The sequence below is a fragment of the Pseudomonas sp. N-1-13 genome (assembly GCF_057787095.1).
The window spans coordinates 1680182-1707017 of record NZ_JBYNRI010000001.1; the positions used below are offsets into that span (position 1 = coordinate 1680182).

Consider the following 26836-nt stretch of genomic DNA (forward strand, 5'->3'; position numbering starts at 1 on the left):
ATGATCCCTTACGGTCGCCAGGACATCACCCAGACCGATATCGATGCGGTTCTGGAAGTATTGAAATCTGACTTCCTGACTCAGGGCCCCATGGTGCCGCGTTTCGAGCAGAGTGTGGCGCAGCATGTCGGCGTTAGTCATGCGTTGGCTGTGAACAGCGCCACCTCGGCGCTGCATATCGCCTGCTTGGCGCTTGGGCTTGGTCCCGGCGACCGCTTGTGGACCACCCCGATCACTTTCGTCGCCTCGGCCAACTGTGGTTTGTACTGCGGAGCGGAGATAGACTTCGTCGATATCGATCCGCAAACCTATAACCTCTGCCCGCAAGCCCTTGAGCGTAAGTTGGAGCGTGCCAAGCATGAAGGCAAGCTGCCCAAGGTCGTGGTGCCCGTGCATCTGTGCGGGCAACCCTGCGATATGCAAGCCATTCATACGCTGGCCCGGCGCTATGGATTCAAAGTGATAGAGGATGCCTCCCATGCTATCGGCGGCAGATACCAAGGCGAATTCATTGGCAACTGCCGCTACAGCGATATCACCGTGTTCAGCTTCCACCCGGTGAAGATAATCACCACCGCCGAAGGCGGCATGGCGCTGACCAATGATGCCGAACTGGCCAGCAAGATGGCCTTGTTGCGTAGTCACGGCATCACCCGCGATCCGGCACTGATGACCCACGAGGCCGACGGCCCCTGGTACTACCAGCAGGTCGACCTCGGCTTCAATTACCGCATGACCGAGTTGCAGGCTGCTTTGGGTGTCAGTCAGATGACACGTTTGGATCAGTACGTGGCGAGTCGTCACCAGTTAGCTCGCCGTTACGACGAGTTGCTGGCTGAGTTACCGGTCATCACGCCCTGGCAGCATCCGGACAGCTACTCGGGGCTGCACCTGTATGTCATCCGCCTGCAATTGGGCAAGCTCCAAAAGAGTCATCGCCAAGTATTCGATTCCCTGCGGGAGCTGGGTATTGGGGTCAACCTGCACTACATCCCTGTGCATACCCAACCTTACTACCAACGTATGGGATTCGAGGTCGGCAACTATCCCTCGGCAGAAAGCTATTACAGCGAAGCTATTAGCCTGCCGATGTTCCAGACTATGAGCGAAGAACAGCAGGACACGGTTATTGCCGCTCTGCGTGAGGTGCTCAACGAATGAGACTGGCAGTCATCCCTGCACGAGGGGGCAGCAAACGCATCCCGCGCAAGAACATCAAACCGTTTTGTGGCAAACCGATGATCGTTTGGTCCATTGAGGCGGCGCTGCAAAGTGGCTGCTTCGATCAGGTCATCGTCTCCACCGACGATGCGGAGATCGCCGACGTCGCTCGCCAGTATGGCGCCAGCGTACCATTCACGCGTCCATCCGAGCTGTCCGACGATTACACCGGCACTCTCCCGGTGATTCGGCATGTCATCGAGTGGTTCAACGCCCGAGGGCAGGCGGTTGAACAAGTCTGCTGCTTGTATGCGACGGCCCCTTTTGTCCGAGTTGATGACATTCAAAGAGGGTTGCAGATCCTCGAAGAGACAGGTAGCGACTATGCCTTTTCGGTGACCACCTACGCCTTCCCGATCCAGCGGGCCCTTCGCCTCACCGAGCAGGGTAGAGTCGAGATGTTCAATCCCGAATATTTCAATACCCGCTCGCAGGATCTGGAGGAAGCCTTCCATGATGCAGGCCAGTTTTATTGGGGTCGCGCCAGCGCTTGGCTGCAAGGCAAAATGATTTTCAATCCCGGCTCGGCACCCGTCCTCTTGCCGCGCCATCGTGTGCAAGATATCGATACGCCGGAGGACTGGATGCGAGCTGAGTGGCTGTTCAAAGCTATGCAGGCGCAACAGGGTACAAATCAGCTATGAAGGTTGTCTTCCGCGCCGACGCCTCGCAACAGATCGGTACCGGCCATGTCATGCGCTGTCTGTCCCTGGCCGATGCTCTCAGTACCCGGGGTACAGAGTGCCGGTTTATCTGTCGCGAGCACCCCGGCAATCTGATTGAGTTCATTCGTAGCAAGGGCTATTTAGTCCATGGCTTACCTTTCAGTGAACCGCAAAAAGCAAGCTTGCTCGTGACCAGTGAAGCTGGTGGTGGGCAGGAATTGCCCCACACTGATTGGCTCGGCACCACTCAGGAGCAGGATGTCGCCGAGTGTGCTGTCATCCTTGGCGAGCTGAACACCGATTGGCTAGTCGTCGATCACTACGCCCTCGATGCTCGCTGGGAAGTTGCACTCAAGCGGTACTACCACAAGTTGATGGTGATTGATGACCTAGCCGATCGGCCCCATCAAGGCCACCTGCTATTGGACCAGACCTTCGGTCGTAATCCAGCAGACTATGCTCCGTGGGTGCCAGCTACATGCACGCTCCTCTGCGGCTCGCGATACGCCCTGCTACGTCCCGAGTTTTCCGCACTGCGAGCCTACAGTCTGGCTCGGCGGGTAAATATGCAGCTAAGGCACCTGCTAATCACCATGGGCGGTGTCGACAAGGACAATGCGACCGGGCAGGTACTGCATGCCCTCCTGTCCAGCGAACTGCCCGCCAATTGCTGCATCACTGTGGTGATGGGGGCAACCGCGCCTTGGCTAGCTGAGGTTCGTCAGCTGGCTGAGCAAATGCCATGGGCTGTCGACGTTCGCGTAAACGTCGACGATATGGCACAGTTGATGGCCGATAGCGACTTGGCGATTGGCGCCGCCGGCTCGACGTCTTGGGAGCGCTGTTGTCTAGGACTTCCGACGGTGCTGGTGGTTCTTGCCGCCAATCAACAACAGGTCGCACAAGGTCTGGAACAAGCGGGCGCGGTCCATGTCGTGCAGGAACCACGGTTGATCACGGCGCACCTCCCTCAGGCACTGGCTTCACTGGTTTCATCGTCAGCCCTTCGGGCTTCCATGAGCCAAGCTGCGCAGCGCGTTGCAGACGGCAATGGGATGTCTACTGTAATCCAGCATCTGGAGTCTTGAAGTGACCGTAACAGCATCGGCTCCGCAACGAGTACGCCCGATGACAAACAAGGATCTCGAGCGGGTACTTGCTTGGCGTAACCACGAAGAAGTGCGCCGCTACATGTACACTCAGCACCAGATTAGCCTCATCGAGCATTCACGCTGGTTCGAGCGGACATCCCAAGACTCCAGCCGCCACCTGCTGATATTTGAAAGTAATGCGGTGCCTCTTGGCTTCATAAACCTTCATCAAATTGCTCCCGGTGGTGTGGCTGACTGGGGTTTCTATGTTGCTCCTGACGCGCCGAAAGGAACAGGCCGTCTACTGGGGTATGCAGTATTGCAACATGCTTTCACTCATCTAGCCTTGCACAAGCTCTGTGGCCAGGCGCTGTGCTTCAATACGCGGTCCATCAAGTTTCATCAGAGACTTGGCTTCCAGCAGGAAGGAGTTCTGCGTGAGCAACACTTTGACGGCCAGAGCTATCACGATGTTGTGTGCTTTGGCCTACTTGCCTCTGAATGGCAATCGAACCTCTGAGAGATAACCGTATGGCAACTATCCCAAGTATCAGCATTGCCGGTCGGCGCATCGCTCTCGATGCGCCGCCTTACATAATTGCCGAACTTTCCGCTAACCATAATGGCAAGCTGGAAACGGCACTGAAGATAATCGAAGAAGCAAAAAAGGCGGGCGCCGACGCCATCAAGCTCCAGACCTACACTGCCGATACCATTACCTTGAATTGCGATTCGGAAGAGTTTCAGATCCACGGTGGATTGTGGGACGGTAAAAGTCTCTATCAGCTTTACCAGGAAGCCCATATGCCTTGGGACTGGCATGCCCCGCTGTTCGAGCATGCGCGTAAATTAGGTATCACCATCTTCAGTTCGCCATTCGACAACACCGCTGTTGACCTGCTGGAAAGCCTCGGAGCTCCAGCCTACAAGATCGCCTCCTTCGAGGCCATTGATCTGGCTCTGATCAAATATGTCGCCAGCACTGGTAAACCGATGATCATCTCTACCGGTATGGCCGATGCGGAAGAGATTCAGGAAGCGATAGTGGCTGCGCGCGACGGAGGATGCAAGGAGTTGGCTATATTGCATTGTGTGAGTGGTTATCCTGCCCCAGCAGCAGACTACAACTTACGGACTATTCCCGACATGATCCAGCGCTTCGGCTTGGTTACGGGATTGTCTGATCACACGCTTGATAATACTACCGCTATTACAAGTGTTGCTCTGGGCGCCTGTGTGATTGAAAAGCACTTCACCCTAGACCGCAACGGTGGAGGGGCTGATGATAGTTTTTCTCTAGAGCCCGCTGAACTCACTGCGCTTTGTCGTGACAGTAAGACCGCGTGGGCTGCGCTAGGAAGAGTGGATTATGGTCGCAAGTCCAGCGAGCAAAGTAACGCAAAATTCCGCCGATCTCTTTATTTTGTGAAAAATTTGAAGGCTGGCGATGTGATTACTGAAGATGCAGTGCGAAGTGTGCGGCCAGGATATGGTGCTGCTCCGAAGTATTTAGGCTATGTGCTTGGTAAGAAAGTAATGTCTGATGTTTCTGCTAACAGTCCTGTTGTTCTGGAAGGGCTAAGAGATGCATAAGCGATATTTTATAATTTCTGAGTTTAAATAAATGAACGATAAGGTGTTGATTCTAGTAGAAACGCCATTTCAACTCTTATGCGCTTATGAGTATTTGCGTAAAAATCCAGCTAATATTTCTTTATATATAAGGAATAGCGGTGTCGGCAGTAATGACCAGCAGATGAACGCTATGGTCAGGGATTTAAAACTTCAAGTAAAGAAGGAATTCTTGGTTAGGCCTGGCAATAAGGCGGATTATATTTTATCGGTCTTAAGCTTCTGGTTTAGCGGTTTTCATCGTTATGATAAGGTTGTTCTAGGTAGTTTTTTTTCTGGCTTCCAAAAGGTGCTTTCTTCTATTGTTCAAAAAAAGAAATAGTCCTTTTGGACGATGGTGTGGCGACTTTATTGGCTGATAGAATAATAAGTGAGCGAGGAGGGAAATATTCAGTATTTAGCATATTTGATTTGAATAGAAAGAATTATGTTAATTGTGAGGTGAACCGGTTTGATTCAATTGCCGGTGAATATGATTGCAAGGAAAATGAAGATTATTCTGTTTTCTTTATAGGGCAGAAGTTGGTTGATATCGGTGCTATGGATATGGCTGCCTATATTAGAGTTCTAGAGGCTGCAGTAAGGGGGGCGCCTGGGTCAATTGTGCATTATATCCCGCATCGCACTGAAAGTTTAGAGTGTCTGGAGGCTGTGAAGGAAGTAAAAGGTCTCCAGTTATTACATGCGAATGTGGCTGTGGAGTACTTCATGTTACGGAATAAGTGGCGTCCGCAGAAAATATATTCAGTTAACTCTACGGCACTTTTCACGCTGGCGAGCCTGTTTCCTGACTCAAGGGCCGTTGCCATGATTCCGAGTACATTGAAGACGCAAATGTTTGTGCATCATGATCTGATAATGGAGTCTTTTGAAAAACATAAATCTATCGTGATAGATTATGTTTCATAGTTATTTGCAATAAAATTTATGTCGTGTTGTATGGTGGCGTAGGCTTCTTGCGTTAACAGTAAAATTATCTATAGGCCTCTAAATGCTTGGCTTGCTCACTTTTCTTTCGACGATTGTGTTTTTTTCTCCAGTCGTTAATCTATTGCTCCTCCCGATTGTCCTCTATAGATTGTTTTTGACTCGCTATGGGAGGAGTTTGAGTTATTTGAAGGTGGGGCATAAGATCGGAATGATGCTGTTGCTGTTGTCAGCGTTTCTGTCAGTTGCTGTATTTGTTTTTATGGAGCCTTTGATTGGTAATTTTGAAAAGTCAATATTAGGTGCTTTCCCCTATGTAGTGCTAATACTGATTTCTTTATTCGTGGGCATGGCATTTCGCAGGCACGATTTGATAGTGGTGCTTCTGCTGGTTTTTTTTGAAATAGCTGTAGGTTTTGCTGAATATATTGTTGGGGTTCATTCGTTTTTTTCGGTTGAGTCGAAAGGGCTGACTCAAATAGGTGACACTGAGTTGCTCTACTATAATCGGGTTTTCGGTTTGAGTATGAACTCCAGTGTTTATGCGTTCAAGGTCTTGGTTGGCTTTGTTATTCTGATGGCAATAAAGTCTGAGTTGTCTCGGCGGGTTTTTCTAGTTTGTTCGGTGGTACTTTCTGTCGGGTTTATTACGTCGTTCAATAGGACTGCCATTGTTGCTGCGGCGATTAGCCTTATTTTCTATTACGTGACTAATTGGAGGGTTGTGCTTTCCGGATGTGTGGTGGGTTGTGCGGTGGGCGCGTTCTACCTATCCACTATAGTTGATAATCTTACGCGTGGCAGGGGTGAGCTGGATTTGTCTGGCCGGGATTTTATTTTTTATGAGTTTTTTAATGTTCTGGATCAAAGTCCATTTTTCGGTAACGCTGCGCAAAAAGTTTGGCTAGAGATTAATGATGGTCTATATCATGCTCATAGTTCGTATCTTGAGTTTTTGGTGTCGAACGGTATCTTCATCTCGCTTGTGTTTTTTTCGGGCTATTATCTTCTGGTGTTACGAGGGCGAATGCTGGCAGCGTTACCCATATTGATCTATTCGGTGTTTCAATATGGGTTGCTTTGGGGGCTGGTGTTTAATGATGTAGTCTTTTTTGGGTTGATGTTCTATCTATTAAGATCGAAGTCCCCAAAAATTAATGTTGATGAAGTTGCCCGGGGATCAAAGGTGATTAATGTTTAAGCGCGTGATTAAGAAGACTCTTTCTGGTTTTTATTATCTGGCATCGGGGCGTAACTTTAATGCGCCAGCAGGACGCCCTAAGATAAACGGCTTCTGTAAATTCGGAGCGAAGTTGATTTTGGGAACTAACGCCAATTTTAATGGGGCTAGAACATATGGGGGTGGTAAGGTTTATATTGGGAATAACTTTCACTCGGGTGTGGGGTTGAAGATACTGACTCAGAGTCATAACTATAACGGCGAGTCTATCCCCTATGACAAAACGGTTATAGTGAAAGATGTCGTTATCGGTGATAATGTGTGGCTTGGTATGGGGGTAATGGTTCTGCCAGGCGTGCGAATTGGGGAGGGAGCAATTATTCAAGCCGGCTCGGTGGTTTCAAAGTCAATACCTGATTTAGCCATTGCGGGCGGTAATCCAGCCGAAGTTATTCGATTTCGTGATCAGGACCATTATTTTAAGATGAAACAAGATGCCTGCTATCTATAAAAATTTTGGCTTAGTGTTTAGTTACTCATCGGTCTTGTTAATGTCAAAAGGACTTACCCTTTTGGTAAGTTATATGGTTGCCTTCTCTGTGAGTAACACCGAGTTCGGCTATTTCTCACTTGCTCAAGCTCTGTTCGTTACTTCAGTTGCTTTGATGGGGTTTAACTCTTCTGCGGCGTATGTCAGGTATTTTTATAGCGAAGGAATTTCTGCCATTTATAAGGCATTAAAACGGATCTATTTACTGCTTTTTGTTATTTCTGTTTTATCTGGGTTGCTGTTGTACTTTGTGTTTATAGATCACAAATATTTCGTTTGGTTTGCGTTGCTTCCCGTTTCTGGCTTTTTGGCAGCACATATTGCTAGTTTTAATGCAATATATAGGTGTTCAAATAACTTTTCTGGTTATGCTTTCGCTGAGCTGGGAAGGCCCCTTCTGGTTTTTCTTTCGTTGACTGCCTTTCTGTTGATGGAGTTCGAATTTTCAGCTGTAGCGGTATATTTGGTTGTCCTTTGTTCCTCTTTGCTGTTGGTCGTTTCTGTTTCGGTCTTTCATCTTCGTTCAAAGTTGTTTAATAAGTCGCAGTCATCCTTGGGTGAGAAGGAGGTTGTGCTGTATTTATTTCCGTTGGTGATGGTTCAGTTGATGGCCTTGCTCAATAATGTTGGTGATCGATATATTTTGAGTGCCTTTGTAACTGTGGAGGAGCTTGGTAAGTATGGTAAAGCCTATCTTATTGGGTCGGCTGCGGGAATGCTCATTGATAGTTTTTCCTTATTGTGGGCGCCGCTAGTCGTCAGAAGAATCGGTGATTTTAAGACTGATCTGTATCCTAAGACCTTGCTTGTTTTTGGAGTTGCTAACTTACTGTCTTTACTTTTGCTGTCTGGGGCTGGCTTTGTTTTTGTCTATAAGAATTCATTTTTTTCTTTTGATTACCTTTTTTGGGTAACGGCGATTATTGTGCTGTCTGCATTTATGGCTCGTGTGGGGTATCAGATATTTGTACCCGTGCTGAGTGCCTATGATCTTACAGGTGTTGTCGCGAAATTATCTTTTGCTGGTGCGGTTAGCGGGATTGTTGCGAATTTTGCTTTGATTCCTTTTTGGGGTGGTGTAGGGGCTGCTATAGCAACCTGGATTTCATTTTTTATCTTTTCCATTCTTTCGTTCTGGGTTGTACGAGAAAGAGTTCTTCGGGTATGAACCTGTATCAAATAAATAGTAATGCTTTGGATATGGACTCAGCAGTCGTATCGATTTTTGATGAGACTAACGGATAAAGCTATTTTCTTGGGTGGTATGACAATCTTTATCGTTGACTACCAATGTGGGCGTAAGCCTGTCATCAGCGCAGTGTCCGCCTGGTGGAAGAGCGTTTAGGGTGATCGATAATGTCGGGGATTCGTCAAGAAGGCTATATTTCGCTGGTGGCTCGAATCCGGTGAGCCGAGTGGAGGGCTCCAACTCTTGCAATGGTCAGCACACGCCGCCATTGGCGGCTTCAATACCTATCGCTGGCAGAGGAGGGGGAGTCGCGTTATTATCTGGACAAAGAACAAGTACCGGTATTGGAAGTTGAAGTCCATCAGCCGGGATCGTTAATTACGGAGTATCGCTGGATCCTATGAGAATTCTGTACTTTCATCAACACTTTTCAACCCCGAAAGGTGCGGTCGGCACCCGCTCTTATGAAATGGCTCGCCGTTTACTTGCGCGTGGTCATGAAGTGACGATGGTGTGCGGGAGTTATAGTGGCGGGGAGACAGGTCTGAGTCTGCCTTTTATTGGTGGTAAACGACGCGGAACAGTCGAAGGTATCAACATTATTGAGTTCGATCTGGCGTATGCAAATAGTGATGGCTTAGCAAAGAGAGTTGTGACCTTCGCCAAGTTTGCTCTGCGCAGTGTCGGTTTGGCGCTGACTGAGCGCTACGATCTAGTATTTGCAACTACTACACCATTGACGGCGGGTATTCCCGGAATTTTCGCTCGTTGGTTAAGGGCTAAACCGTTTGTATTCGAGGTGCGTGATCTGTGGCCGGAATTGCCCAAGGCTATGGGGGTGATCCGCAATCCTCTAGTGTTGGGTGCCATGTCGATACTGGAATGGATGAGCTATCGGTCGGCGCATAGGTTGATTGGCTTGTCCCCCGGGATAGTTGCGGGCATCGCTAAACGTGGGGTCCCGCCCGAGCGGATTGCTCTGATCCCCAATGGCTGCGATCTCGATATTTTTGCTGGCGACGTCGAACCCTGGCGCCCCGAGCAGATAAAACCGGACGATCTGCTGGCTGTCTTTGCGGGTACCCATGGCGTGGCCAATGGTCTGGATGCGGTGCTCGATGCAGCAGCGGAACTGAAACAGCGTGGACGTGACAATATCAAGTTGCTTTTGATCGGCCAGGGAAAGCTCAAACCAGCTCTGCAGGCACGGGCGCAGCATGAGGCGTTAGATTGTGTTGTATTCCACGAGCCAGTTAACAAGTCTCGGCTTGCTGGTCTGATGGCAAGTACGGATGTTGGGTTACAGGTATTGGCAAATGTGCCTGCTTTCTACGTTGGTACCTCACCGAACAAGTTCTTCGACTATATTGCGGCTGGTTTGCCGGTACTGAACAATTACCCCGGCTGGTTAGCCGAGATGATCCGCGACAACCTGTGCGGCTATTCAGTTGAACCAGAAAATCGACACGCTTTTGCCGATGCGCTGGAGCAGGCTGCGAATGATAGGGCGGAAGCAAAGGAAATGGGCAAACGGAGCCGTGAGTTGGCTGAGCGAGAATTTGACCGCGAGCTTCTGGCGAGTCGCTTTGTCGATTGGTTGGAGGGGGTAAAGTGATGATCAAGCGTCTTACCGATATCGTCGCCTCTTTTTTCGGTCTTTTACTGTTAGCCCCAGTCATTGCTGTCGTTGCATGGCTGGTTCGCCGCAAGCTTGGTACTCCTGTGTTGTTCCGTCAGGTGCGTCCCGGCGTGAATGGTGAACCATTCGAGATGATCAAGTTCCGTACCATGCGCGATGCTGTGGATGCTGTAGGCAATCAATTGCCAGACGCCGAACGCATGACACCATTTGGCAGTTTCCTGCGCTCTAGTAGTTTGGACGAGTTACCGGAATTGTGGAATGTTTTAAAGGGTGATATGAGTTTGGTAGGCCCCAGACCATTATTAATGGAGTACTTATCTCTTTATACTCCTGAACAATATAGGCGTCATTTGGTTCGTCCTGGTGTCACGGGGTGGGCTCAAGTTAATGGGAGGAATTCTTTAAGTTGGGAGAAAAAGTTTGAGCTGGATACTTGGTATGTTGATAATCAATCGTTTTGGCTAGATGTGAGGATTGTGTTTCTTACAATCAAAAAAGTTGCTCTTCGTGATGATATAAATGAGGCGGGCGAAGCCTCTATGTCTAAATTTACTGGCACGAAATGATTTTTGTATGCCGGTAATGTGTTTCATTGTGCTGTAGGAGGTCGAAGTGGTACCAGCCAAAAGTTTGATTGTCATAGGATTTGGTGGTCTAGGCAAAGAGGTACATTGGCTGGCCGCGCGTTTAGGAGTTCACGTACGCGGTTTTCTCGACGATAATCCCAATCTGCTCGGCGCGGAGTTTTGTAATGCCACCGTACTGGGAACTGTAAGTGATTGGAAGGCCTATAGCGAGTGTGAGTTCATAATCGCGATTGGAAACCCTAGAATTCGTATGAGAATTCGAGATAAGATGCTTCAGTATGGCGTGCCAAATTTCGCTACGTTGGTTGATCCTAGTGCTGTTGTCGATTTCACTCAGGTTTCTGTGGGGGAAGGTAGTTTGATTTGCGCTGGGACGACCTGTACTGTTGAAATTAATATAGGTGCTCATGTAGTAATTAATCCAAGTTGTTCTGTTGCGCATGAGGTCGTTATTAGAGATTTTGTTACATTGGCGCCTAAGGTTGCTATTTCGGGCAACGTGCATATTGATTCGTTAGCAGAAATAGGCACTGGCTCATGTATTCGTCAGGGGCTTGATCTTGGTGCTGGTTCGATGTTAGGGATGGGAAGTGTTTTGACGAAAAATATTCCGGAGTCCGAGCTTTTTTTCGGTAATCCTGCAAGATATATAAAAAATATTGGATAAAGGCTGTCTGTTTTTGTTGGTTTCTCATTGTTGCTAGGGTTTGTTATTTAAGACATGTGGCCGCGAAGTAACTGGCGGTTTTCTTAGAATGCTAATAGAATGGATTTAGAATGCTTAACTCTCCTTTTGCTCCCTGGCCATCTTTCACCGAAGAAGAAGGTGATGCAGTCCGTGATGTCATTCTTTCCAATAAGGTAAATTATTGGACCGGTACTGAATGTCGAGAATTTGAGAAGGAGTTTGCCGCCTGGACTGACACCCGTTATGCCGTTGCTGTTACCAATGGTACCGTCGCTTTGGATTTGGCATTATTAGCGTTAGATATCGGTGCTGGCGATGAGGTCATTGTAACTTCTCGTACTTTTCTCGCTTCTGTTTCTTGCATTGTCAATGCTGGCGCGATACCAGTGTTTGCTGATGTTGACCGTAATTCGCAAAACATTACTGCCGACTCTATTGAGGCGGTGCTGACCCCTCGGACACGGGCTCTGATTTGTGTCCATTTGGCTGGGTGGCCCTGTGATATGGATCCGATTATGGGGCTTGCGGCTAAGCACGGTTTGAAGGTAATCGAAGATTGCGCCCAGGCGCATGGTGCCCGTTACAAAGGACGCCCGGTTGGGTCTATTGGGCATATCGGAGCGTGGTCCTTTTGTCAGGACAAAATCATGACCACTGGTGGAGAGGGTGGCATGGTGACGACAAACGACCACGCTTTATGGTCAAGAATGTGGTCTTACAAAGATCATGGAAAAAGCTGGGAGGCAGTTTACGAGCGTAAACATGCAACTGGTTTTCGTTGGCTGCATGATAGCTTCGGTACCAACTGGAGGATGCTTGAGGTTCAGGGGGTCATTGGACGCATACAGTTACGACGTATGGCTGAATGGCACGAAAGACGCCTGAGTAATGCCAATCGCATTTGGGCCTGCGCTCAGAAAATAGATAGTTTGCGCGTTCCAATGATTTCCTCCGAGAGTATCCATGCTGCATATAAATGTTACGTATTCTTGAGGCTGGATCAGCTTGCGGCTGGCTGGGACCGTGATCGCATTTTACAAGAGATCTCCGCTCAAGGTGTTCCTGTTTTTTCAGGATCATGCTCCGAGGTTTATTTAGAGAAGGCGTTTGATGGAACAAATTGGCGTCCGTCCAGCTTTTTGCCAACAGCTAAGGAGTTAGGCGAAACAAGCTTGATGTTCCTTGTGCATCCGACCTTAACAGATGATGAAATAACCAAGACATGTGATGTTTTGAGCGATGTTATGAAACAGGCATCTCACGGCTAGGGACTGTATTGCTTGATGAATAGATGATGACATTATAGGTTGCTATTTTTGGAGTGTTTTAAGGGCTGCCTAAGACGAATTTGAACGGTTTGCCAAGGTGTGCTGGTTATGGAGCTCTTATTTGTTCTGATATTGACAATAGGCTTGTCTGTAGTACTTACTTGGTTGTTGCGTTGCTATGCCATTCGTCAAAGAATTTTAGATATACCTAATGCACGCAGTTCGCATACCAGCGTGATTCCACGTGGTGGCGGCATTGCGATCGTACTTAGTTTTTTGTTCGCTATGATTATACTGGTGTTGGACAGTTTACTAGCTTGGCCGTTCGCATGGGCTATGTTCGGCGCAGGAGGCGGAATTGCATTAATCGGTTTTTTCGATGATCATCGACACCTTTCCGTCCGCTGGAGGCTATTTGGACATTTTGCGGGTTCCATATGGGCTCTTTTTTGGTTGGGCGGGCTGCCACCTTTGGAGGTATTTGGTTTTGTGATGGATTTTGGCTGGGGAGGACATATCCTCACTGTCTTTTATCTGGTCTGGATGCTAAATCTTTATAACTTCATGGACGGTATCGATGGCATTGCAAGTGTCGAAGCTATTTGTAGTTGTCTCTGCGCTTGTGTTCTTTATTGGGCTGCTGGCTTTGACAGCTTGATCGTTGTGCCTCTAGTACTTGTTATGGCTGTATCGGGGTTTCTTTACTGGAATTTTCCTCCAGCGCGAATTTTTATGGGCGATGGCGGAAGTGGTTTTTTAGGGATCACTCTGGGTTTGATCTCGTTACAAGCAGCTTGGGTTTCATCCGAATTTTTTTGGGTTTGGCTGATTTTACTTGGCGTTTTTATTGTCGATGCCACTGTTACGTTGATACGACGTGCGTTACGCGGTGAGAAGGTATATGAGGCCCATCGTAGCCACGCTTACCAATTTGCTTCACGTCAATACAGACGTCACTTACCAGTGACATTGGCAGTGGTCGCGATTAACCTGCTATGGCTGTTGCCTATCGCTGCATGTGTGGTGTTCTGGGATCTTGATGGTGCGTTGGGTCTGATTCTGGCGTATGTTCCTCTGGTAATAATGGCCCTCAGATTTCACGCTGGAGGGCCTGAGACGCGCTCATCTCATTTTGGAGATGAGGCAGGTCCCCTTTAGTGGTGCTTTTGTCGAGTGTTTGACGTGGAGGAAACGTACAATGGAAGCGGATTTTGTTTAAGGAGCAGGCCAAGGTGCGTGAAGGGGTTATGGATAAAATAAGATCGGCTTTGTTAGGCTTACCGAGACGCCACAAACGCGCAATCCAGGTAGCCACAGACGTGCTTTTGGTTTGGGCGGCCCTATGGCTGGCATTCGTCGTTCGACTCGGTATCGACGCCTTGGCGAGCCCGATCGAAACGCATCTTTGGCTTTTCGCATCTGCTCCGCTGGTCGCTATCCCGATTTTCATCCGCTTTGGCATGTACCGCGCTGTCATGCGTTATTTCGGCAATGACGCGCTGATCACTATCTGCAAGGCAGTCAGTCTATCTGCCTTGCTTTTGGCTCTCTTGGTATATTGGTACAGCAACCATAAAAATGTGGTGCCACGCTCCATCATCTTCAACTATTGGTGGCTCAGCCTGATCATGATTGGCGGGATGCGCCTGATGATGCGGCAATATTTCCTCGGTGACTGGTTCACCGCAGCCCAGCATGTACCCTTCACCAACCGTGACGACGGCTTACCCAAAGTCGCTATTTACGGTGCTGGTGCCGCCGGTAATCAACTTGTCGCTGCATTGCGCATGGGGCGGGTGATGCGTCCTGTAGCGTTCATCGATGATGATCGCAGTATCGCAGACCGGGTGATCGCCGGCCTGCAGGTCTACCAACCCAAGCATATTCAAAAGATGATCGATGCGACCGGTGCGCAAGAGATTTTGCTGGCGATCCCGTCTTCGTCACGAGGTCGTCGGCGTGAAATATTGACGTTGCTGGAAGGTTTTCCGCTGCATGTGCGCAGTGTTCCCGGTTTCATGGATCTAGCGAGTGGCCGGGTCAAGGTCGACGACATCCAGGAAGTGGATATTGCGGATCTTCTTGGGCGCGATCCTGTGCCTGCACAAGCTGACTTGCTTGAGCATTGCATCGCCGGACAGTCGGTTTTGGTGACGGGGGCGGGAGGTTCAATCGGTTCTGAGCTTTGTCGGCAAATCGTAGCCCTCAAGCCCACTACGCTGCTGCTATTCGAGCATAGTGAGTTCAATCTCTACAGTATTCTGTCTGAACTTGAGCCGCGAATCGCTCGGGAATCGTTGTCTGTCCGCTTGCTGCCTATCCTGGGTTCGGTGCGCGATCAGCACAAGTTGCTGGACGTGATGAAAACCTGGAATGTCGACACGGTCTATCACGCCGCCGCTTATAAGCATGTGCCCATGGTTGAGCACAATATTGCCGAAGGTGTCTTGAACAACGTGATCGGGACGTTGAACACCGCGCAAGCTGCGTTGCAAGCGGGCGTCTCGAATTTTGTATTGATTTCCACCGACAAAGCCGTGCGCCCCACCAACGTGATGGGCAGCACCAAGCGCCTCGCAGAACTGACCTTGCAAGCCCTGAGCCGTGAACTGGCGCCAGTGCTGTTCGGCGATAAGGCCAATGTCTCGCGTGTTAATAAAACTCGCTTCACCATGGTCCGGTTCGGCAATGTGCTGGGCTCGTCAGGGTCGGTGATTCCGCTGTTCCATAAGCAGATCAAGTCCGGCGGCCCATTAACCGTTACACATCCCAAGATCACGCGTTATTTCATGACCATTCCCGAGGCCGCACAGTTGGTGATTCAGGCTGGCTCCATGGGCTTGGGTGGGGATGTGTTTGTACTGGACATGGGCGAGCCGGTGAAGATTGTCGAGCTGGCGGAGAAGATGATTCACCTGTCTGGCTTGAGTGTTCGTTCGGAAAAGAACCCTCATGGCGACATTTCAGTCGAGTTCACAGGTCTGCGTCCTGGCGAGAAGCTTTACGAGGAGTTGCTGATTGGCGATAACGTTGTCGCGACCCCGCATCCGATGATTATGAGTGCGCTCGAAGATCACCTGCCTTGGGATGTGCTCAAGGCCCGGCTGACGGAGCTGCTGGCTGCAATCGAACACGATGATTACGCGAGAGTCCGTCAGTTGCTGCGCGATACCGTTAGTGGCTACGCCCCAGACGGTGAGATTGTCGACTGGATCTACCAGCAACGCCGACTGGAACCCTGATTGTTACACACGCTGTAACGTACACACTTTTGACAGCCCCCCATCATCGCCTAAGTTTGAGAAGCAGCTTCGGAAAAGCTGCTTCTCTCTTAACGATGTCATGGAGCGTCACTTATGCGTACAGGCTATTTCTACTCTCTGGTTTTTGCCCTTCTGACCAGCGCCTCTATAGCTGTTATCGCTGCGCCCGCGGTCAAGCCCGAGACGACGGCGGCGCCGCAGGCACTGGAACTGTCGGCTAAACCGCAAGGCGTCAAGGTGGATCTGAACGTGGCGGACACCGCTACGCTGCAACGCGAGCTGGCGGGGATAGGCAAGGCCAAGGCTGATGCGATTGTTGCGTATCGCGAGAGTAATGGAGCCTTCTCTTCAGTAGAGGAGTTGCTGGAGGTCAAGGGGATTGGCAAGGCGATTCTCGACAGGAATCGTGACAAGCTGGAAGTGAACTGAGGTGTGATGGTGAAAGAGGCCGGTCGAAATATGACTGGCCTTTTTGCATTTTGGCTCAATGCCACTTAAAACGATGATCGGATGCGTCTTGGTCTAGGTTCGACCATCCGCCTTTTGGAGCTTCGTCCCCGCCAACCACCTCAGATCAAGGACCCACCCCATGCATAAAAACTACCCAGCCGCCTACCAAGTCAGCAAAGGCTCGGCCCTGCAAGTGGACAAACCCTTCTACGACCGCATCCGAACCCAGCAGGACAAGCGCACCCTGATCGAACAGTTCGAGGTCCCCATCCGTACCGGCCGCGCTTGGCACGTACCCGCCGGGCATGTGTTCCGCGTTACGACTCCGGTGGGCCCGCAGGTGGGGGACTTCAACGTGTGGAATGCCCACGATCCACGGGAACGCCTGTGGGCTGCGCGCACGCGTCAGCTGCAGGGCGCTCATGTCAGCACTCATGATCGGTTGTGGTCGAACCTGCCATTCTTGCGTCCATTGGTGACCATTACCGATGACAGTCTGGCCGATTATGGCATCGACGAGCATGGTGGACGATTGCACGACCTGCTGGGGACGCGCTGTGATCCGTACGTGAACAGGATGCTGACCGGCGAGGATTTTCACCATCACTGCCACTCGAACCTGACCCGTGCGGTATTACCCCATGGGCTGACCGAGTTCGATGTGCACGATGTGCTGAATATTTTCCAGTGTACTGGGCTCAATCATGACGACATGTACTTCATGAAGGCCTGTCCGGCGAAGAAGGGCGATTATTTGGAGTTTTTTGCCGAGATCGATTTGCTGTGTGCCTTGCCACTTGCCCCGGCGGCGATCTGTCGCTCGCGATGTGGGGGCCGGATGCGCAGGATCCCCTCAGTGTCTGTCGTCCGTTGGGGGTGGAGATCTATCGATTGGAGGATTCATTGCTGTCGGGCTGGAGCCAGTCTGAGAGGGCGGCGTACAAGGGGCTGCATGGCTTGCAGATTGCCAAGGCTGATTGGGAGAAGTAGCGCGGCGTTGGCCGTCTATGTGCAGGCCGTTGTGGCGAGGGGATAAATCCCCTCGCCACAAACTCACCGCCAAAGTGTTGGGCAGGGCCGCAATCAACGATCCTTGGCCTCCTTCGCATCCATCTCGGCATTGCGCTCGGCAACACGCTTGCGTTGTTCATCCGTCAGTTCGACCTTGTGGGCGGTGTCGCGCAGCATCATCAAGCCACCCACGATCGAGCCGATTGCAACAATCAGAATTAACCAGGCGTACCAGGGCATAGGGTTCTCCTTGAGGGGGCGATGGACGACGAACGTTTCGCCTGTCCACCGCACCTACCACTTATGAGCGAAGGTTGTTCGCAGTGGTTCCATATTACGCCCGTTGTGCCGGGTTCACCTCAAAGCCCGGTGAGCATCGCATCGGCCGGGGCATCGGCGCGCAGTTGTGCGGTCAGCACAAAGTACAGGAAGCCTACCGCCATGAAACCGAGGAAGATCAGCCCGATCAGGGCATTGAACCAGGCCATCGCTACCAGGCACACCACTGCCAGTACCAGGGCGATACCCGGGATGATCGGATAGCCCGGCGCGCGGAAGGTGCGTTCCAGGTTGGGTTCGGTTTTACGCAGTTTGAACAGGCTGAGCATGCTCATGATGTACATGACGATCGCGCCGAACACCGCCATGGTGATCATGGCGGCGGTCAGGGTCATGCCGCCGAGGTTGATCAGGCCGTCGCTGTAGATCGCCGCGATGCCGATCAGGCCGCCGGCGATGATGGCCCGGTGCGGGGTCTGGAAACGTGAGAGTTTGGCGAGGGAGGCGGGCAGGTAGCCGGCGCGGGCGAGGGCGAAGAACTGGCGCGAGTAGCCGAGGATGATGCCGTGGAAGCTTGCCACCAGGCCGAACAGGCCGATCCACACCAGCATGTGCAACCAGCCGGAGCTTTCGCCGACTACGGTTTTCATGGCTTGGGGCAGCGGGTCGTTGATGTTGGACAGGGTGCGCCAGTCGCCTACGCCACCGGCGAAGAACATCACGCCCATGGCCAGGAACACCAGGGTCAGGATGCCGCTGATGTAGGCCTTGGGAATTGTGCGTTTCGGGTCCTTGGCTTCTTCGGCGGCCATGGCCGCGCCCTCGATGGCCAGGAAAAACCAGATGGCGAAGGGGATTGCGGCGAACATCCCGGCGATGGCCGGCGCGCCGAACACATCGGAACCGGCCCAGCCGTTCAAGGCGAAGCTGCTGAAGCTGAACGCCGGGGCGACTACGCCCATGAACACCAGCAGTTCGGCCACCGCCAGCACGCAGACGATCAGTTCGAAGGTCGCCGCCAGTTTCACCCCGAGGATGTTCAGGCCCATGAACACGATATAGGCACCGACCGCTGCGTGTTTCGGGTCCAGGGCCGGGAATTGCACGTTCAGGTAGGCACCGATGGCCAGAGCGATGGCCGGTGGGGCGAAGACGAATTCGATCAGCGTCGCCAGGCCGGCGATTAACCCACCTTTCTCTCCGAAGGCCCGGCGGCTGTAGGCGAACGGTCCGCCAGCGTGGGGGATGGCGGTGGTCAGCTCGGTGAAGCTGAAAATGAAGCAGGTGTACATGGCCGCGACCATGAATGATGTCACCAGAAAGCCCAGCGTTCCGGCAACGCCCCAGCCGTAGCTCCAGCCGAAGTACTCGCCGGAGATCACCAGCCCGACGGCAATGCCCCATAAATGCAGGGTGCCCAGGGTGGGTTTGAGTTGTGTGTTCATCGGTGGCTCCCCCTCGATCCATAGCAAAAGCGCTGGGGTGGGGCAGTGCAGTGGGCGTGCCAGTGTGGCAGTTGTGGTCGTAATGGGTGAAATTGTGTCGTATCGGGGATGTTCGCTGCCTGATGGCTCGATTTTGTGCTCCAGTTCGGAGCGTCAGCGCCAGGGCGGGCCTCATCGCGAGCAGGCTCGCTCCCACAGGGGATCTTCAGTGGAGGCAAATTCTCTATTCACAACAGATCAAATGTGGGAGCGAGCCTGCTCGCGATGAGGCCCACCCAGCCAATCACCAACCCCTTTTTTACACATTCTTTATCCCTCGCCCCCTCTCTCGATCTCGTTCCTTTACGCCCTCCCTGCCGACAATCACTCCACACACGGCATGACGCCGTACGACGGAGAAATCCCATGAGCCTTCTGGACGGGGTGTCGCTGCTGCTGGCAGCGGCGCTGTTCATTTATCTACTGATTGCGCTGCTGCGCGCGGATCGGAACTAGGAGTGGCTATGCACGGTTATGACTACGGGCTGATCCTCGCCTTCTTTGCGCTGGTGCTGATCCCTGCACCGTTTCTGGGGCGTTTCTACTACCGGGTGATGGAAGGCCAGCGCACTTGGCTTTCACCTGTTCTTGGCCCGGTGGAGCGTGGTTGCTATCGCTTGGCCGGCGTCGATCACACCGTTGAGCAGAGCTGGCAGAAATACACCCTGGCCTTGCTCGCTTTCAACCTGGCCGGCTTTTCGCTGTTGTTCGCGATTCTGTTGTTACAGGGACATTTGCCACTCAACCCCGAAAAAGTGCCGGGTATGGAATGGACCCAGGCATTCAATACGGCGGTGAGTTTCACCACCAATACCAATTGGCAGTCCTACAGTGGTGAAGCGTCGTTGAGCTACCTGAGCCAGATGCTTGGCCTGGCTGTGCAGAACTTTGTCAGCGCTGCTACCGGCCTGGCCGTGCTGGTGGCGCTGTGTCGCGGAATTGGGCGCAAATCCGCTGCAACGCTGGGTAACTTCTGGGTCGACATGACCCGCGCCACCCTCTACGGGCTGTTACCGCTGTGCCTGTTGCTGGCCCTGTTCCTGGTGTGGCAGGGCGTGCCGCAAACCTTCGCGCACTATGTGCATGGGTTGACGATGCAAGGCGCGGATCAAGTGATTCCATTGGGCCCGGCCGCCAGCCAGATCGCGATCAAGCAACTGGGCACCAACGGTGGTGGTTTCTTCGGCGTCAATTCGGCACACCCCTTCGAGAACCCGACGGCCTGGAGCAACCTGTTCGAAGTCGCCTCGATCATCCTGATTCCCGCCGCGCTGGTGTTCACCTTCGGCCATTACGTCAAGGACCTGCGCCAGAGTCGGGCGATCATCGCCTGCATGCTCGTACTGTTTCTGATCGGCGGCGCCACCTCGTTGTGGGCCGAATCCCAACCCAATCCGGCGCTGTATAACGCTTCGGTGGAGCAGACCGCGCCACTGGAGGGCAAGGAGGCGCGCTTTGGCACCACGGCCACGGTGCTGTGGTCCGTCACCACCACGGCGGCATCCAATGGCTCGGTCAATGGCATGCATGACAGCCTCAATCCTCTGAGCGGCATGGTCTCGCTGGTGAACATGATGGTCGGCGAAGTCATTTTTGGCGGCGTCGGCGCGGGGCTCTACGGGATGCTGCTGAACGTGCTGATCGCGGTGTTCCTGGCTGGATTGATGATTGGCCGTACCCCGGAATACCTGGGCAAAAAGCTCGCTGCCAGGGAAGTGCAACTGCTGGTGATAACCCTGTTGGTCATGCCGGTGAGCGTGTTGGGGCTGGGGGCCATTGCTGCGAGCCTGCCCGGACCTGCTGCAGCGGTGAGCAACCCTGGCGCCCATGGTTTCAGCCAGTTGTTGTATGCCTACACCTCGGCGGGTGCGAACAACGGCTCGGCCTTCGCCGGCTTTGGTGCCAACACACCCTTTCACAATCTGATGCTGGGCCTGGGCATGTTGATCGGTCGTTTTGGCTACATCCTGCCGGTGCTGGCCTTGGCCGGTAGCCTGGCGCTGAAGAAAACCGCGCCGATCGGCCCGAACAGCTTCCCGACCCACGGCCCGCTGTTCGTGACCCTACTCACCGTGACCATTTTGTTGGTGGGCGGCCTGACCTTCCTGCCGACCCTGGCCCTGGGGCCGATTGCCGAACACCTGAGCCTGGGTTTCTGAGGATCTGATGATGAATATGCCAATGAGCAAAACCGTCGTCGCCAAGGCGTCGGAGCAACCGAAAACCGCGATTTCGGCCTTGTGGCGGCCAGCGCTGGTGCAAGCTTTCGTCAAGCTCGATCCGCGCCAGTTGCACCGCGCCCCGGTGATGCTGGTGGTGGAGCTGACCGCAATTCTCACCACGGTGTTGTGTTTCGTTCCGGACAGCAGCGTACCGACTTTTGTTGCCGCGCAAATTGCCCTGTGGCTATGGTTCACGGTGCTGTTCGCCAACTTTGCCGAAGCCCTGGCCGAAGGTCGTGGCAAGGCTCGGGCAGACAGTCTCAAGGCCGGTAGCGAAGGCCTCAGCGCACGTCGCCAGACGGCCAACGGCTTTGAGGTGATAGCCGCCACCCGCCTGCGAAAAGGCGACGTGGTACGCGTCGAGGCGGGGGAGATGATTCCTGGCGATGGTGAAGTGATCGAAGGCATCGCCGCAGTGAACGAGGCGGCGATTACTGGCGAATCGGCCCCGGTCATCCGCGAGTCCGGCGGCGACCGTTCAGCCGTCACCGGCAACACGCGCCTGGTCTCCGACTGGCTGCTGGTGCGCGTCACCAGTAACCCCGGTGAATCCACCCTGGACCGTATGATCGCCCTCGTCGAAGGCGCCAAGCGGCAGAAGACGCCCAACGAAGTGGCGTTGGATATTCTGCTGATCGGCTTGACGCTGATCTTCCTGCTGGTGGTGGTGACGCTGCAGCCGTTCGCGCATTTCGCCAACGGTAATTTGCCGCTGGTGTTTCTGGTGGCGCTGCTGGTGACGTTGATTCCCACCACCATCGGCGGGCTGTTGTCGGCCATCGGCATCGCCGGGATGGATCGACTGGTACGCCTGAACGTGATCGCCAAGTCCGGCCGCGCCGTGGAAGCGGCGGGGGACGTGCATGTGCTGATGCTGGACAAGACCGGCACCATCACCTTCGGCAATCGTCGTTGTGCCGCGGTTCACGCCGCGCCCGGTGTGAGCGTCAAGGAACTGACTGAAGGCGCGTTATTCGCTTCGTTGGCCGACGACACGGCGGAGGGCAAGTCCATCGTCGAGTACCTGCGGGGTTTGCACTCGCAACCCGAGCCTGGCGCCGAACTGCTGACCGCTGTGCCGTTCAGTGCTGAAACCCGCTTGTCCGGTGTCGATTACCAGGGCCGGGTGTACCGCAAAGGGGCCGTGGATTCGTTGCTGAGTTTTATCGGCCTGTCGAAAAGCGAACTGCCACCTGCATTGGCACGGGAGGTGGACAAGATCGCCCAGAGCGGCGGTACCCCCTTGCTGGTGTGCGTTGACGGCAAGCTGCTGGGGGCGATTCATCTGAAGGACGTGGTCAAGCCCGGTATCCGTGAGCGCTTTGCCGAGCTGCGCAAGTTGGGGATTCGCACGGTGATGGTCACCGGCGACAACCCACTGACCGCCGCCGCCATTGCTGCCGAGGCCGGCGTCGATGACGTGCTGGCCGAGGCCACACCGGAGAAAAAACTGGCGCGCATCCGTCATGAGCAGAATGACGGTCGTCTGGTGGCGATGTGTGGTGACGGTGCCAACGATGCGCCGGCCCTGGCCCAGGCTGACGTCGGCATGGCGATGAACGACGGCACACAGGCGGCGCGAGAGGCGGCCAACATGGTCGATCTGGACAGCGATCCGACCAAGTTGCTGGACGTGGTGCAAATCGGCAAGGAACTGCTGGTGACCCGTGGGGCCTTGACGACGTTTTCCATCGCCAACGACATCGCCAAGTACTTCGCTATCCTGCCGGCGCTATTTGCCTCGATCTATCCACAACTGGGTGTGCTGAACGTGATGCACCTGAGCAGCCCGCAAAGCGCGATTCTGTCGGCCATTGTGTTCAACGCCTTGATCATCGTGGTGCTGATCCCGTTGGCGTTGCGTGGCGTGCGGGTGCAGGCCGCCAGCGCGGCGGCGCTGCTGCGGCGCAATCTGCTGATCTATGGCCTGGGTGGGATCGTGGTGCCGTTCGTGGGGATCAAGGCGATCGACATGTTGCTGACGGCGTTGGGGTTGGTTTGAGCGGATAACCGACGCTCGCCTTCACCTTGTGGGAGCAAGGCTTGCCCGCGATGAACGATGACGCGGTGTTGGTTCAGACCGAGGTGACCGCATCGCGAGCAAGCGTTGCTCCCACAAAGTGGTTCCCACAGGTAATTTTTCATTCAATTCGAGGATTTCTGGATGTTCACTCTGATACGCCCGGCCTTGAGCCTATTGCTTCTGATGACCCTGATCACCGGCGTTGCGTACCCCTTGCTGGTTACGGGCGTGGCGCAAGTCGCGTTTCCCGCCCAGGCCAACGGCAGCCTGATCGTTGATGCCGACGGCAAGGTCCGCGGCTCTCTGTTGATCGCCCAGGATTTCCAGGGCGATGCCTGGTTCCATCCACGTCCATCGGCGGGTGCTTTCGCCACGGTAGCCAGCGGCGCCAGCAACTTTTCCCCGAGCAATCCGGCCCTGGCCGCACGGGTGATCGGTGACGCCCAGGCCTTGCAAGTGCCGGGTCAAGGCCCAGTGCCGTTGGCGCTGCTGACCACCTCGGGCAGCGGACTGGATCCCCACTTGCCACCAGCAGCGATTGCCTATCAACTGGCGCGTGTCGCCGCCGCACGCAATCTGCCGGTATCGTCCGTGCAGCAACTGCTCGACGCTCACATCGAACAACCGCTGGTGGGGCCGCCGGTGGTAAATGTGCTGGCCTTGAACCTGGCGCTGGAAAAACTGTAGACCCCTGTGGGAGTGGCACCTGTGGGAGTGGCACCTGTGGGAGCAAAGCTTTGCTCCCACAGGGCGTTTGATCAACATCTGAAAGAGAACCCGAACACATGAGCGACTCCGGCCGCGCCGATGCACTGTTAGCCAAGCTGCCCCGCAATGACCGGGGCCGGCTCAAGGTCTTCCTGGGTGCGTCGCCGGGTGTCGGCAAGACCTACGCCATGCTGCAGGCGGCCCACACGCAACTGCGCCAAGGTGTCAGGGTGGTTGCCGGCGTCGTGGAGACTCACGGCCGCAGTGAGACTGAAGCGCTGCTCGGTGGTCTGGTGCAGCAGCCGCTGGTGCGTTCGGAGTATCGCGGTGTGATGCTCGAGGAAATGGACCTTGATGGTCTGCTCGCGGCTCGACCGGCCTTGGTGCTGGTGGACGAACTGGCCCACAGCAACGCGCCCGGCAGCCGACATGCCAAACGCTGGCAAGACATTCAGGAGTTGCTGGCCGCCGGCATCGATGTCTACACCACCGTCAATGTCCAGCACCTGGAAAGTCTCAACGATCAGGTGCGCGGTATCACCGGCGTGCAAGTTCGAGAGACGCTGCCCGACTGGGTCCTGCAGGAGGCCGATGAACTGCTGTTGATCGACCTGCCACCGCGCGAGCTGCTGGAGCGCCTGCGCGATGGCAAGGTTTATGTGCCGGAACAGGCGCGCGCTGCGATCGATGCATTTTTCAGCCAGACCAACCTCACCGCATTGCGTGAGCTGGCCATGCAAACTGCCGCTGCACAGGTGGACAACGATCTTGCCCAGGGCTATCGCCAACTGGGCCAGGCGGCTCCGGCGGTGCGGGGACGATTATTGGTGGGGGTTGACGGTGATGCCCAGGCCGAACGTCTGGTACGCCACGCCAGCCGCGTCGCCCAGCGTCGGCATCTTCCCTGGAGCCTGGTGCATGTGGACAACGGCAGCACGCGGGACGAGCCATCGCGCCAGCGCCTGCAAAATGCCCAGCAACTTGCCGAACGCCTGGGTGGGGAAGTGGTGCTGCTACGGGCCGGTGAAGTCGCCAGGACCTTGATCCAGCACGCCACCGAACGTCGCGCTACGCTGGTGCTGGTGGGACAGTCCAGGAGGCGTCTGCGCCGGCGGCTGTTCGGTGGTGGCTTGGCTGCGCGTTTGCTGCGCGATGCCAGGGGGCTGGAAATCAACGTACTGGATCGCGATGAACAGCCCCCTGCGGCCCGTGAGCGTTCAAACGCCGCCCTGGCTGGTTTCGACTACGTGCTGGCGCTGTTGGCGACGGCGGCGGCCAGTGCGCTGGCTTGGGGGGTCTCCGGGCTTCTTCCCTTGCCTAATATCTCCCTGGTGTTTCTGATGGCGGTGTTGCTGGTGGCGGTTCGCAGCAGCCTCGGCCCTGCGCTGGCCTGCGCGGCGCTGTCGTTCCTGGCCTATGACTTTCTGTTCATCCCACCGAATTTTTCCTTCACCATCCAGCGTGAAGAAGATGTACTCACCCTGGTGTTCTTCTTGCTCATGGCGGCCCTGACCGGCAACCTTGCGGCCCGCCAGCGACGACAGTTGCAGGCGCTGCGCGAGACCCAGCAGGAAACCGGCGAGCTGCTTGATCTGTCCCGCAAACTCACCGCCGCGACCGACCGCCAGGCGGTGATCAGCGCCGCCGCGCAACACCTCAACGGCTGGCACGACCTGCAACTGTGCCTGCTCAACCGTGACGGCCAGGACGGCTGGAAGGTTGAGACAGCTGAACCATTGACCTTCACTGAAGCTGAGCGCGCGGCCGCCGATTGGGCTTGGCAACACGACCAACCGGCCGGCGCCGGCACCGGGACACTGCCGTCCGGGCGCTGGTGGTGGTGGCCGTTGTCGACAGAGGAGGGCCCGCTGGCGTTGCTGGGCGTTTGCCCGAAAGAAGGCAAGCCGTTGAGCGGCCAGCGGCGTCGTCTGCTGGCAGCTCTCAGTCAGCCACTGGCGCAGGCCCTGGCGCGGGCGCAACTGGCCCAGGATCTGGAAGCAGCGCGCCTGCACGGCGAAACCGAGCAACTGCGCAGTGCGTTGTTGGCGTCGGTGTCCCACGATTTGCGCACGCCGCTGACCTCCATGCGCGGCAGTATCGACAGCCTGTTGGCGTTGGGAGAGGCGATCCCGCTGGCCGATCGCCGCGAACTGCTGGAAGGCACCCGTGATGAAGCTGAGCGCCTGGATCGCTACATCCAGAACTTGCTGGACATGACTCGTCTCGGCCATGGGGCTCTGAAGCTGGCGCGGGACTGGGTGTCGCCGGCCGATATTGTCGGCAGCGCGTTGAACCGGTTGCGGGCGGTGCTGGCACCGTTGACGGTGGGCATCGAAGTGCCGGCCGAGTTGCCGTTGTTGTATGTTCACGCGGCGTTGATCGAACAGGCCTTGGTGAACGTGCTGGAGAACGCCGCACGATTTTCACCGACTCACGGGCGATTGCTGCTCAGCGCAGGGGCGACGGACAGCGAAGTTTTTTTCGCCGTGGCCGACGAGGGGCCCGGGATCCCTGAAGAAGAGCGCGAGAAAATCTTCGACATGTTCTATACCGCTGCGCGCGGGGATCGCGGCGGGCAGGGCACGGGGCTGGGGCTGGCGATCTGTCAGGGCATGGTCGGTGCCCATGGCGGGCGGATCAGCGTGGACACCGGCCTGGACGGACGCGGTACCTGCATCACCCTGCACCTGCCATTACAGACACAACCGGGCCTGGACGATGAAGCCTGAGCGGCGCTGGGTTACTCTCTTTCCACC

The 26836-nt window shown here is 54.5% G+C and carries 24 protein-coding genes and 1 pseudogene; 23 read left to right on the forward strand and 2 right to left on the reverse strand.

The features are described 5' to 3' along the window. The 18 genes and pseudogenes from pseC to AC3I65_RS07790 all read left to right on the forward strand — a co-directional run bounded on the left by pseC (position 1) and on the right by AC3I65_RS07790 (position 17343). Positions 1 to 1161 (forward strand): UDP-4-amino-4,6-dideoxy-N-acetyl-beta-L-altrosamine transaminase, encoded by a 1161-nt coding sequence (pseC, locus tag AC3I65_RS07705; RefSeq protein WP_305467828.1) that lies wholly within the window; start codon positions 1 to 3, stop codon positions 1159 to 1161. Further along, positions 1158 to 1865 (forward strand): pseudaminic acid cytidylyltransferase, encoded by a 708-nt coding sequence (gene pseF, locus AC3I65_RS07710; protein ID WP_305467830.1) that lies wholly within the window; start codon positions 1158 to 1160, stop codon positions 1863 to 1865. Before pseC ends, pseF begins: the two co-directional genes overlap by 4 nt. Continuing rightward, entirely contained in the window at positions 1862 to 2974 is a 1113-nt protein-coding gene (pseG, locus tag AC3I65_RS07715) for a UDP-2,4-diacetamido-2,4,6-trideoxy-beta-L-altropyranose hydrolase (protein ID WP_488523602.1), read from the forward strand. Before pseF ends, pseG begins: the two co-directional genes overlap by 4 nt. Positions 2975 to 3014: 40 nt before the next feature. Then, positions 3015 to 3497, forward strand: a complete 483-nt coding sequence (gene pseH / locus AC3I65_RS07720) for a UDP-4-amino-4,6-dideoxy-N-acetyl-beta-L-altrosamine N-acetyltransferase (RefSeq protein WP_305467832.1) — start codon at positions 3015 to 3017, stop codon at positions 3495 to 3497. An 11-nt stretch (positions 3498 to 3508) separates the two neighbouring features. Beyond that, a complete protein-coding gene (pseI, locus tag AC3I65_RS07725; protein ID WP_305467834.1) occupies positions 3509 to 4570 on the forward strand; it encodes a pseudaminic acid synthase in 1062 nt (353 codons plus the stop codon). Between the two features lie 31 nt (positions 4571 to 4601). Beyond that, positions 4602 to 4931: a hypothetical protein gene (locus AC3I65_RS07730; RefSeq protein WP_488523603.1), complete on the forward strand. Its 330-nt coding sequence runs from the start codon at positions 4602 to 4604 to the stop codon at positions 4929 to 4931. A gap of 17 nt (positions 4932 to 4948) precedes the next feature. Beyond that, on the forward strand, positions 4949 to 5518 hold the full coding sequence (locus tag AC3I65_RS07735) for a hypothetical protein (protein ID WP_488523604.1): 570 nt from the start codon (positions 4949 to 4951) through the stop codon (positions 5516 to 5518). Between the two features lie 229 nt (positions 5519 to 5747). After that, on the forward strand, positions 5748 to 6737 hold the full coding sequence (locus AC3I65_RS07740; protein WP_305467838.1) for an O-antigen ligase family protein: 990 nt from the start codon (positions 5748 to 5750) through the stop codon (positions 6735 to 6737). Continuing rightward, positions 6730 to 7227 (forward strand): acyltransferase, encoded by a 498-nt coding sequence (locus tag AC3I65_RS07745; protein ID WP_305467840.1) that lies wholly within the window; start codon positions 6730 to 6732, stop codon positions 7225 to 7227. Before AC3I65_RS07740 ends, AC3I65_RS07745 begins: the two co-directional genes overlap by 8 nt. Beyond that, on the forward strand, positions 7211 to 8434 hold the full coding sequence (locus AC3I65_RS07750; protein ID WP_305467842.1) for an oligosaccharide flippase family protein: 1224 nt from the start codon (positions 7211 to 7213) through the stop codon (positions 8432 to 8434). The genes AC3I65_RS07745 and AC3I65_RS07750 overlap by 17 nt, the downstream gene beginning before the upstream one ends. Before the next feature lie 421 nt (positions 8435 to 8855). Further along, positions 8856 to 10070, forward strand: coding sequence for a glycosyltransferase family 4 protein (locus AC3I65_RS07755; protein ID WP_488523605.1), 1215 nt, complete (start codon positions 8856 to 8858; stop codon positions 10068 to 10070). After that, positions 10070 to 10663 carry a sugar transferase gene (locus AC3I65_RS07760; protein ID WP_488523606.1) on the forward strand — a complete coding sequence of 198 codons (594 nt, stop codon included), beginning with the start codon at positions 10070 to 10072 and terminating at the stop codon, positions 10661 to 10663. The genes AC3I65_RS07755 and AC3I65_RS07760 overlap by 1 nt, the downstream gene beginning before the upstream one ends. A 46-nt stretch (positions 10664 to 10709) precedes the next feature. Next, positions 10710 to 11351 (forward strand): acetyltransferase, encoded by a 642-nt coding sequence (locus AC3I65_RS07765; RefSeq protein WP_305467848.1) that lies wholly within the window; start codon positions 10710 to 10712, stop codon positions 11349 to 11351. Between the two features lie 110 nt (positions 11352 to 11461). Beyond that, the gene (locus tag AC3I65_RS07770) at positions 11462 to 12640 is read left to right on the forward strand and encodes a DegT/DnrJ/EryC1/StrS family aminotransferase (RefSeq protein WP_305467849.1); all 1179 of its coding nucleotides are present in this window, start codon (positions 11462 to 11464) and stop codon (positions 12638 to 12640) included. A gap of 108 nt (positions 12641 to 12748) precedes the next feature. Further along, positions 12749 to 13798 (forward strand): MraY family glycosyltransferase, encoded by a 1050-nt coding sequence (locus AC3I65_RS07775; protein ID WP_305467851.1) that lies wholly within the window; start codon positions 12749 to 12751, stop codon positions 13796 to 13798. 89 nt (positions 13799 to 13887) lie between these two features. Beyond that, complete coding sequence (locus AC3I65_RS07780; RefSeq protein WP_488524301.1) at positions 13888 to 15882, forward strand: polysaccharide biosynthesis protein; 1995 nt, start codon at positions 13888 to 13890, stop codon at positions 15880 to 15882. Positions 15883 to 15996: 114 nt separating this feature from the next. Then, the gene (locus tag AC3I65_RS07785; protein WP_076385744.1) at positions 15997 to 16332 is read left to right on the forward strand and encodes a ComEA family DNA-binding protein; all 336 of its coding nucleotides are present in this window, start codon (positions 15997 to 15999) and stop codon (positions 16330 to 16332) included. 160 nt (positions 16333 to 16492) lie between these two features. After that, a pseudogene (locus AC3I65_RS07790) lies at positions 16493 to 17343 on the forward strand (urea carboxylase-associated family protein). A gap of 93 nt (positions 17344 to 17436) precedes the next feature. Here the strand turns inward: AC3I65_RS07790 and AC3I65_RS07795 are convergent. Further along, entirely contained in the window at positions 17437 to 17604 is a 168-nt protein-coding gene (locus AC3I65_RS07795) for a DUF2897 family protein (protein ID WP_014337248.1), read from the reverse strand. A 119-nt stretch (positions 17605 to 17723) separates the two neighbouring features. After that, positions 17724 to 19088 carry an ethanolamine permease gene (gene eat / locus AC3I65_RS07800; protein ID WP_047226332.1) on the reverse strand — a complete coding sequence of 455 codons (1365 nt, stop codon included), beginning with the start codon at positions 19086 to 19088 and terminating at the stop codon, positions 17724 to 17726. A gap of 405 nt (positions 19089 to 19493) precedes the next feature. On the opposite strand from eat, the gene kdpF reads away from it, so the two are divergent. From kdpF to AC3I65_RS07825, 5 genes are all read left to right on the forward strand, one after another. Beyond that, positions 19494 to 19583, forward strand: coding sequence for a K(+)-transporting ATPase subunit F (gene kdpF, locus AC3I65_RS07805; protein WP_047226333.1), 90 nt, complete (start codon positions 19494 to 19496; stop codon positions 19581 to 19583). A gap of 8 nt (positions 19584 to 19591) precedes the next feature. Beyond that, the gene (gene kdpA, locus AC3I65_RS07810) at positions 19592 to 21286 is read left to right on the forward strand and encodes a potassium-transporting ATPase subunit KdpA (RefSeq protein WP_322834909.1); all 1695 of its coding nucleotides are present in this window, start codon (positions 19592 to 19594) and stop codon (positions 21284 to 21286) included. Positions 21287 to 21296: 10 nt separating this feature from the next. Continuing rightward, complete coding sequence (kdpB, locus tag AC3I65_RS07815) at positions 21297 to 23351, forward strand: potassium-transporting ATPase subunit KdpB (protein WP_076385736.1); 2055 nt, start codon at positions 21297 to 21299, stop codon at positions 23349 to 23351. Between the two features lie 162 nt (positions 23352 to 23513). After that, complete coding sequence (gene kdpC, locus AC3I65_RS07820) at positions 23514 to 24059, forward strand: potassium-transporting ATPase subunit KdpC (protein WP_047226336.1); 546 nt, start codon at positions 23514 to 23516, stop codon at positions 24057 to 24059. A gap of 98 nt (positions 24060 to 24157) precedes the next feature. Continuing rightward, positions 24158 to 26809 carry a sensor histidine kinase gene (locus AC3I65_RS07825; protein WP_047226337.1) on the forward strand — a complete coding sequence of 884 codons (2652 nt, stop codon included), beginning with the start codon at positions 24158 to 24160 and terminating at the stop codon, positions 26807 to 26809. Positions 26810 to 26836: the final 27 nt, after the last annotated feature.

Excerpts from the sequence above, each read along its gene's own strand:
- pseC (WP_305467828.1), top strand. The coding sequence starts at position 1 with ATGATCCCTTACGGTCGCCAGGACATCACCCAGACCGATATCGATGCG.
- pseF (WP_305467830.1), top strand. The coding sequence starts at position 1,158 with ATGAGACTGGCAGTCATCCCTGCACGAGGGGGCAGCAAACGCATCCCG.
- pseG (WP_488523602.1), top strand. The coding sequence starts at position 1,862 with ATGAAGGTTGTCTTCCGCGCCGACGCCTCGCAACAGATCGGTACCGGC.
- pseH (WP_305467832.1), top strand. The coding sequence starts at position 3,015 with ATGACAAACAAGGATCTCGAGCGGGTACTTGCTTGGCGTAACCACGAA.
- pseI (WP_305467834.1), top strand. The coding sequence starts at position 3,509 with ATGGCAACTATCCCAAGTATCAGCATTGCCGGTCGGCGCATCGCTCTC.
- AC3I65_RS07730 (WP_488523603.1), top strand. The coding sequence starts at position 4,602 with ATGAACGATAAGGTGTTGATTCTAGTAGAAACGCCATTTCAACTCTTA.
- AC3I65_RS07740 (WP_305467838.1), top strand. The coding sequence starts at position 5,748 with ATGATGCTGTTGCTGTTGTCAGCGTTTCTGTCAGTTGCTGTATTTGTT.
- AC3I65_RS07745 (WP_305467840.1), top strand. The coding sequence starts at position 6,730 with ATGTTTAAGCGCGTGATTAAGAAGACTCTTTCTGGTTTTTATTATCTG.
- AC3I65_RS07750 (WP_305467842.1), top strand. The coding sequence starts at position 7,211 with ATGCCTGCTATCTATAAAAATTTTGGCTTAGTGTTTAGTTACTCATCG.
- AC3I65_RS07755 (WP_488523605.1), top strand. The coding sequence starts at position 8,856 with ATGAGAATTCTGTACTTTCATCAACACTTTTCAACCCCGAAAGGTGCG.
- AC3I65_RS07760 (WP_488523606.1), top strand. The coding sequence starts at position 10,070 with ATGATCAAGCGTCTTACCGATATCGTCGCCTCTTTTTTCGGTCTTTTA.
- AC3I65_RS07770 (WP_305467849.1), top strand. The coding sequence starts at position 11,462 with ATGCTTAACTCTCCTTTTGCTCCCTGGCCATCTTTCACCGAAGAAGAA.
- AC3I65_RS07775 (WP_305467851.1), top strand. The coding sequence starts at position 12,749 with ATGGAGCTCTTATTTGTTCTGATATTGACAATAGGCTTGTCTGTAGTA.
- AC3I65_RS07780 (WP_488524301.1), top strand. The coding sequence starts at position 13,888 with ATGGATAAAATAAGATCGGCTTTGTTAGGCTTACCGAGACGCCACAAA.
- AC3I65_RS07785 (WP_076385744.1), top strand. The coding sequence starts at position 15,997 with ATGCGTACAGGCTATTTCTACTCTCTGGTTTTTGCCCTTCTGACCAGC.
- AC3I65_RS07795 (WP_014337248.1), bottom strand. The coding sequence starts at position 17,604 with ATGCCCTGGTACGCCTGGTTAATTCTGATTGTTGCAATCGGCTCGATC.
- eat (WP_047226332.1), bottom strand. The coding sequence starts at position 19,088 with ATGAACACACAACTCAAACCCACCCTGGGCACCCTGCATTTATGGGGC.
- kdpF (WP_047226333.1), top strand. The coding sequence starts at position 19,494 with ATGAGCCTTCTGGACGGGGTGTCGCTGCTGCTGGCAGCGGCGCTGTTC.
- kdpA (WP_322834909.1), top strand. The coding sequence starts at position 19,592 with ATGCACGGTTATGACTACGGGCTGATCCTCGCCTTCTTTGCGCTGGTG.
- kdpB (WP_076385736.1), top strand. The coding sequence starts at position 21,297 with ATGAATATGCCAATGAGCAAAACCGTCGTCGCCAAGGCGTCGGAGCAA.
- kdpC (WP_047226336.1), top strand. The coding sequence starts at position 23,514 with ATGTTCACTCTGATACGCCCGGCCTTGAGCCTATTGCTTCTGATGACC.
- AC3I65_RS07825 (WP_047226337.1), top strand. The coding sequence starts at position 24,158 with ATGAGCGACTCCGGCCGCGCCGATGCACTGTTAGCCAAGCTGCCCCGC.